This window comes from Lacicoccus qingdaonensis (assembly GCF_900101075.1).
GTDB lineage: Bacteria > Bacillota > Bacilli > Staphylococcales > Salinicoccaceae > Lacicoccus > Lacicoccus qingdaonensis.
The window spans coordinates 103610-110396 of the sequence record NZ_FNFY01000006.1 but is presented as its reverse complement, the minus strand read 5'-3'; the positions used below and the strand labels follow the sequence as shown (position 1 = coordinate 110396).

Here is a 6787-nt window from a genome sequence, read left to right as displayed (position 1 = left end):
TCTGAAAAATCACATAAAAAATGGCGATTCATCTCAATTAATCGATGAATCGCCATTTTTCTTAGTTTTCAGGAGCCTTTTTGTCCCAGCCCCTTATCTTTAATCTTCTACTGAAGCCAGGTTTGTCAATGTTATTCTGTCATGAGAATCATGCCACTTCACTTCACTGTCATCAAAGTAAAAAGCCTGTGGGGATTCATGTTTAATATCGTATTTTTCACTAATATAGTTGGATAGTTCTCTGTGGTCCTGTACAATTAAATAGTATCCATCGATATCTCTTTCATAGTGGAATTTTTGAAATTCTTCAAAAGCTCCTGCAGAAATTGGACAGGTATTTGAATGTTTAAGAAAGAAGAAAAATTGTTTTGAATCTAACAGTTTATCAAATGAATCAATATTTGTTATTTTGGTCAACATGTCATCACCTTCTTATTAAACTTAGTATAATCTATCATTAAATCAATTATATAGCAAATCCAATATTTTGCATATTACATTTTTCAAAATTGGAGGGAACCTTATGAACAAACCGATCAAACGCTGGAACATGCTTGATACAGTTAACCTGGCATTGTTTCTCGTAGTCATACTATTTTTCCTGGACTTCAACAATAATGCGACGGTCTCTTACATGCTGCTTGGTGTATTTGCATTATGGATCATCACGCTGATATTACGCAACGTCTTCATCAATAAGATTGAGAACAATCCGGATCATCCATTATATGAAACACAGATAAAGGGAAAGAAAAAAATATAGAGTGGTCGTTTATTCACCACTCTTTAATTCTTCCAATTCTTTTGTATAGTCCTCATCCAGCCTCTGATAGCTTTCCTGCAGCGATAATATATTCTGCAGCTGGACATTTTGCAGCTTCTCATTGTATGACATCGTGTTTTTTCTTTCCTCATAATAAGAAATATATCCGTAATACATCTCAAGGCTGACCGACCGTACTCTGTTGGCCTGCTGTGTGGACAGATTAATCTGGTTCAGCGAATCCACATGTTCATCAAGCATCGGCAGCAGGACATCATCAATCTGTTCCTGTTTGCTCTCTATGGATTCATCACCTTCGAGAATCTTGGATGCTTCATCAAGCTCTTCACTGTTTGAATTCAACTGATCGATCAATGTGTTGATCTCCTCTTCAGCCTTACTATCCGAAGCATTTTCTATAATGTCATCTCTTTCTTTCTGATTATCCATAAAAGACTGGCTGAGGTCAATCAGCCGTTCACTTGCCTGAACCGAGTTCTGATAAGTGCTTAAATAATCACTCAGCTGCTCTGCGAAATCATATTTTACCTGGGCACTTTCCACAAAAGTATTATGGTGGTCTTCTATATCTTCATTGGTTACTTCCATTTCATCCACTTTTGTATTCAGTGATTCCGCAAGCGGTAATATCTCCCCTTCAAGTTTTGAAATCATCTCTTCCAATTCATCACTTTCAAAGTCAGTGTCCAAATCAGAAATATGATTTTGTATTTTATCACTATCTATATTATCCAGATGATTAGTTAATTCGTTATTAATAGTATAAATGTCATCCATCTGCTGCTGATATTCTTCAGTTTCTTCAGCTAAACGATTGCCACATGCACTTAATAATAATATAAAAATAAGCAATAAATTAAAGGTGACCGTCTGCTTCACTTTCAAAAGAGTCACATCCTTATTTATATAGAACCAAAAAGCAAAATTATAGTAAAAATATATCATATTCACTGTTTGTATACAAACTTCATGAGTCTCAGTTCCAAATTCGGGTATATTCATTTATAATGATTAATAGCATAATTTCGAAAGGATTTGTAATCGTGGATAAGAAGCTGATCGGGCAAGACTTGAAAATGCATTTAAATAACTCGACTATAAAAATTGATGAACCATTACAAAAATACACTTATACCGAAACGGGAGGACCGGCAGATTTTTATATTACTGTCGGCGATTTTGAAGACGCATGTAAAGTTCTGAAGTACTGCAGCGAGAATCATGTTCCTGTTACGTACCTCGGCAACGGCTCCAACATCATCATCAGGGACGGCGGCATCAGAGGGGTCGTATTAAACCTTCTTGACCTGACCCACCTGAACATCGAAGATGATATAATCACTGTCGGCAGCGGCAGAGCAATCATCGACGTGTCACGATTCGCACGTGACCATTCTGTCAGCGGTCTGGAATTTGCCTGCGGCATCCCCGGGAGTGTCGGCGGCGCGATTTATATGAATGCCGGGGCCTACGGCGGAGAAGTGAAGGATTGTCTGCTCGAAGCCACAGTCGCAACCGAGTACGGAGAACTGCTGACGTTGTCGAACGAAGAACTGGAACTTGCTTACCGGCGAAGCATCATCCAGGAAAATAATTATGTGATTTTAGAAGCGAGATTTAAGATGACACCTGCTAAAATTGAAGATATCAATGCCATAATGGACGATTTGACCGAACGGAGAGAAAGCAAACAACCGCTCGAATACCCTTCATGCGGCAGTGTTTTCCAAAGACCGCCCGGCAATTTCGCTGGAAAACTGATACAGGACAGCGGCCTTCAGGGCCATCGCATCGGCGGCGTTGAAGTTTCAAAGAAACACGCAGGATTCATGGTCAATGTGGATAACGGCACTGCAGGCGATTACGAAGAACTGATCAATTTCGTCAAAAACACAGTACAGGAAAATTACGGCATCGAACTCGATACAGAAGTGAGAGTCATCGGAGAACCTGTTTACAAAAGAGTAGACAGACATAAATAAACATCAATAAAACTGCATACAAAAAAGGATCCGTAATTTACGGATCCTTTTTCATTTATTATTGTGTCAGGCTGTCTACTGCCTCTTCAACTTCATCAATTTGAATCATGCCGGTTTCGTAACCGCCCGCATTCAAGTACCATACCTGCGGGTCAAGTGAGAAAATATTCTCGTTCTGTACAGCGGTTGCTGATTCAGTAGTCGAGTTGATCAGTGTATCAACCGGTGTCGCTTCCCCACCGCCGGCTACCGCACCTCTGTCCATTACAAACATCAGGGCTGGGTCGGCATTCGCTATGAACTCATAGTTCACCTGTGAACCGTGAGAATCACTTGCATCATCAAATTCATCGGCAGAACTAAAACCGAATGTATCGTAAAGGTAACCAAATCTGCCACCTGTACCGTGGAATGAAACAGAGCTTTCGCCATTTGTCTGGATGAACAACATAGAATTATCTTCAACTTCATCTACTTTACTGCTTACTTCTTCTATTCTGTTATTCATATCTTCAACCAAAGTGTCTGCCGCTTCTTCCTCGCCGTATAACTCACCGATAAGCTGAGTCATTTCCTGGATATCTTCAAAGTATGATGCATTATCTGCAGCAACATACACAATATCCGCATCAGGTGCGACTCTTTCAAATTCTGCCAAGTTGTTTTCTGTTGCCTGGCGGCCATGGATCATAATGACATCAGGCTGGATTCTTGCGATTTCTTCGAAGTCCGGATCTTTCAGTCCGCCAAGGTTCGCATATTCATCGGATTCGAATTCTGACAATGTATCAGATAATGATCCGTTTCCTTCACCTTTAGGCAGACCTGCTATGTTTTCTTCCAGACCAAGTGCCTGGAAAGTGGACACTACACCAAGGTCAAAAATAGCAACCTTTTCGGGATTTTTTGGTACTTCGATCGTCTCAGACACCTCTTCGCCTTCTGCGCCACGGTCTTCGCCGTCTCCTGGTGATACTTCAAATGTGTTTTCAAAACTTACAGTTTCCTCTGAACCTTCTTCCGCAGATTCTTCAGCGCCCGCAGAAGAATCACTGTCATCTCCGCCATCTGAATTACCACACGCTGCCAATACTAAAACAAGTGCAAATGTTAACATTAAGTATAGATTTCTTAATTTCATTCCTTTACCTCTTTCCAAATAATAGTGATTTTTAGCCCCCACTAAAAAATACTACTATGATTACATCCGATTTTAGTCCATCACCTCCTTAAAGTTTGAAGCAGCATTTATATCTGTGCCTGTTCTTTAACAAAGTCATCCACTGTAGCATCGGCATGCTCATCAAAATAAATACAGATCTGATGGCCCATAATACATTCGATGTTTATTTCCATTTCATAAATATCTTCAAGTATATCTTTTTTGATCACTTCGTTCTTTGTACCGCTGATTGCAACTTCGCCGTCTTTGAGTGCAACTATATTATCTGAATAACAAGATGCAAAGTTGATATCGTGAATGACGATGATGATCGTCTTGTTCCTTTCGCGTACGAGCCTTCTCAATATTTGCATAATCTGTACCGAATGTTTCATATCCAGATTGTTGAGCGGCTCGTCCAGGAAAATATATTCCGTATCCTGTGCGATTGTCATTGCGATGTATGCACGCTGTCTCTGACCGCCTGAAAGCTCATCTATATACCGGTCCTCGAATTGTTCAAGTTCCATATAATTGATTGCCTCATCGATCAGTGCATGGTCGTCTTTTGTCAGACGGCCTTTGGAATATGGATAACGTCCGAATGCTATCAGTTCACGGACTGTAATTTTAAGTTCAAGGTGGTTCGACTGTTTCAGAATTGAAATCTTTTTCGCGAGCTCCGTGTTGGGCTGGGTGAAAATATTGTCGCCCTCAAGCAGCACTTCGCCGCTGTCATTGTCCAGCAATCGGGTAATCATTGATAACACAGTACTTTTTCCTGCTCCGTTCGGGCCGATCAAAGAAGTGATTTTGCCTTTTGCTATTGATAAAGACACATCGTCAACCACTTTTTTGTCACCATACAACTTTGTGATTCCTTTGACGCTAATCATTCGCGTCCCCTCCTAAGCATTAAATAAATAAAGTAAACGCCACCAACCAAGTTAATTATAACACTGATTTCTACACTGTTCTGGAAAACGAACTGTACAATCATCTGACCGATAACCAAAGCAATGATGCTGATCAAAGATGTTCCGACGATCAAATATATATGCTTATATGTTTTAAATAGTTCATGTGCGATATTTACGACCAGCAGACCGAGAAACATGATCGGACCGACCAGTGCTGTAGAAACCGACACAAGTATTGCCACAATGACGAGCAGCTGCGAAACTTTCTTATCGTAATTTACACCAAGATTTATCGCGCCGTCCCGGCCGAGTGCCAGCACATCGAGGGAATGGAAATCTCTCAATACGATGATCAGCATAATGACAAGGATGACCGCTGTCAAAAGCATCAGGTCTTCATTGACCACGTTGAATGATGCAAACAGTGTATTCTGGAGCACCAGAAAGTCATCCGGGCTGATCAGCTGCTGCATGAATGTCGACAGGTTGCCGAAAAAGGTACCTAATATGATACCGATCAAAAGCAGGATGAATACATTGCTTTTCGTCAGTTTAAATAAATACTTGAAAACGAAAAGTGTAAACAATGTCAGCAGGCCCAGGCTGAGAAAGTAGTTGAAATGTGAGTTCAGTAAAAATGGAGAACTCACGCCTGCGATAAATACAATCGATGTCTGTATGAAAACATAGACAGAATCCAGACCCATGATTGAAGGTGTTAAGATTCTGTTTTTAACGATAGTCTGAAAAATCACTGTAGACACTGCAATTGCGACCCCGACAATGACCATCGCGATTATACGCCTTCCTCTTGACGGCAGTTGATAGAAAAGAATATCAAAATCAATCTGGAAGAACATATAAAAAGTGATGGCTATGGCCGTTACAATTGACAGCACTAAGAGAAGTCTGTTTTTTCTATCTTTAAGCATCCGCCCTGACCCTCCTGAATATCATCCACAAGAAGATAGAGCTGCCAAATATAGCAATCATCAAACCGACTGAGATTTCATATGGATAAATGAGGATTCTGCCTAAAATATCACAGATCATCACAAAAATCGCACCTAAAACTGCGGTTAAATATATCGTCTTCTGGAGATGGTCTCCCCTGAACATTGAAACGATATTGGGTATGATCAACCCGAGAAATGGCAGCATACCGACTGTTACAACAACAAGTGCTGTAATTGCTGCGGTGATAAATAATCCGGTGTATAAAATTCTTGTATAGTTCATACCAAGGTTTTTGGAGAAGTCTTCGCCCATGCCGGCAACCGTAAACTGGTTTGCAAAAAGGATTGCGACAATGAGCAGTGGAATACTTATGTATAAAATCTCATATCTGCCTGATATAACTGTTGAGAAACTGCCATGCATCCAGCCTGTAATAATCTGCAGTGTATTCGTTCTGAGTGCGATGAATGTTGCAATACTTGAAACCACACCGCCGAGCATCAGCCCTATAAGAGGAACGAAAATCACGTCTTTAAGTTTAATCCGTGTAATAATCTGCATAAACAATAATGTACCGAACATGGACAGTATTAATGCAAATGCAAGTCTGCCGAAAAGATTAATGGCCGGGAATGATATGATACCGATTAAAATACCAAGCTGTGCCCAGTCCATCGTGCCGGCAGTTGTCGGCGAAACAAATTTGTTTCTTGTGAGCTGCTGCATGATCAGACCGCTGACTGCAAGCGAAGCTCCGGCAATAATAATCGAAATCGTTCTTGGAAATCGACTGGATGCCAATATGTTTTTCTGCTGCTCTGATAAACTAAATATCTCATTTATAGATAGTGGAATTACTCCTACAAACATAGAAATTATAGATAAAACTATAAGTATGATAATCAGAATATCAAGACGAAATAATTTTTTTGCCATTTCCACCATCCTTAACTGATAATGATTATCATTACGAGCGTAATTA

At 40.2% G+C, this 6787-nt stretch carries 8 protein-coding genes; 2 read left to right on the top strand and 6 right to left on the bottom strand.

Annotation, left to right across the window (positions count from 1 at the left end; all coding sequences use genetic code 11):
• Window positions 1–99: 99 nt before the first annotated feature.
• Complete coding sequence (ytxJ, locus tag BLR15_RS05615) at window positions 100–420, bottom strand: bacillithiol system redox-active protein YtxJ (RefSeq protein WP_092985525.1); 321 nt, start codon at window positions 418–420, stop codon at window positions 100–102.
• A gap of 103 nt (window positions 421–523) precedes the next feature.
• Between ytxJ and BLR15_RS05610 the strand changes: the two genes are divergently transcribed.
• Window positions 524–763, top strand: a complete 240-nt coding sequence (locus tag BLR15_RS05610) for a hypothetical protein (RefSeq protein WP_092985523.1) — start codon at window positions 524–526, stop codon at window positions 761–763.
• Between the two features lie 9 nt (window positions 764–772).
• Here BLR15_RS05610 and BLR15_RS05605 read toward each other — a convergent pair whose 3' ends face one another.
• Window positions 773–1663 (bottom strand): EMYY motif lipoprotein, encoded by an 891-nt coding sequence (locus BLR15_RS05605; RefSeq protein ID WP_245696629.1) that lies wholly within the window; start codon window positions 1661–1663, stop codon window positions 773–775.
• Window positions 1664–1827: 164 nt separating this feature from the next.
• Here BLR15_RS05605 and murB point away from each other — a divergent pair, with 164 nt between their 5' ends.
• Window positions 1828–2766: a UDP-N-acetylmuramate dehydrogenase gene (murB, locus tag BLR15_RS05600; protein ID WP_407927584.1), complete on the top strand. Its 939-nt coding sequence runs from the start codon at window positions 1828–1830 to the stop codon at window positions 2764–2766.
• A 58-nt stretch (window positions 2767–2824) separates the two neighbouring features.
• Here murB and BLR15_RS05595 read toward each other — a convergent pair whose 3' ends face one another.
• The 4 genes from BLR15_RS05595 to BLR15_RS05580 all read right to left on the bottom strand — a co-directional run bounded on the left by BLR15_RS05595 (window position 2825) and on the right by BLR15_RS05580 (window position 6741).
• A complete protein-coding gene (locus BLR15_RS05595; RefSeq protein ID WP_092985517.1) occupies window positions 2825–3907 on the bottom strand; it encodes a siderophore ABC transporter substrate-binding protein in 1083 nt (360 codons plus the stop codon).
• Window positions 3908–4014: 107 nt separating this feature from the next.
• Window positions 4015–4824 (bottom strand): iron ABC transporter ATP-binding protein, encoded by an 810-nt coding sequence (locus BLR15_RS05590; RefSeq protein ID WP_092985515.1) that lies wholly within the window; start codon window positions 4822–4824, stop codon window positions 4015–4017.
• Window positions 4821–5780 (bottom strand): iron chelate uptake ABC transporter family permease subunit, encoded by a 960-nt coding sequence (locus BLR15_RS05585; protein ID WP_092985513.1) that lies wholly within the window; start codon window positions 5778–5780, stop codon window positions 4821–4823. The genes BLR15_RS05590 and BLR15_RS05585 overlap by 4 nt, the downstream gene beginning before the upstream one ends.
• A complete protein-coding gene (locus BLR15_RS05580; RefSeq protein WP_092985511.1) occupies window positions 5773–6741 on the bottom strand; it encodes an ABC transporter permease in 969 nt (322 codons plus the stop codon). Before BLR15_RS05580 ends, BLR15_RS05585 begins: the two co-directional genes overlap by 8 nt.
• Window positions 6742–6787 lie beyond the last annotated feature (46 nt).

Bases quoted from the DNA above. Each gene is read 5' to 3' on its own strand.
- ytxJ (WP_092985525.1), bottom strand. From the start codon at position 420: ATGTTGACCAAAATAACAAATATTGATTCATTTGATAAACTGTTAGAT.
- BLR15_RS05610 (WP_092985523.1), top strand. From the start codon at position 524: ATGAACAAACCGATCAAACGCTGGAACATGCTTGATACAGTTAACCTG.
- BLR15_RS05595 (WP_092985517.1), bottom strand. From the start codon at position 3,907: ATGAAATTAAGAAATCTATACTTAATGTTAACATTTGCACTTGTTTTA.
- BLR15_RS05590 (WP_092985515.1), bottom strand. From the start codon at position 4,824: ATGATTAGCGTCAAAGGAATCACAAAGTTGTATGGTGACAAAAAAGTG.
- BLR15_RS05585 (WP_092985513.1), bottom strand. From the start codon at position 5,780: ATGCTTAAAGATAGAAAAAACAGACTTCTCTTAGTGCTGTCAATTGTA.
- BLR15_RS05580 (WP_092985511.1), bottom strand. From the start codon at position 6,741: ATGGCAAAAAAATTATTTCGTCTTGATATTCTGATTATCATACTTATA.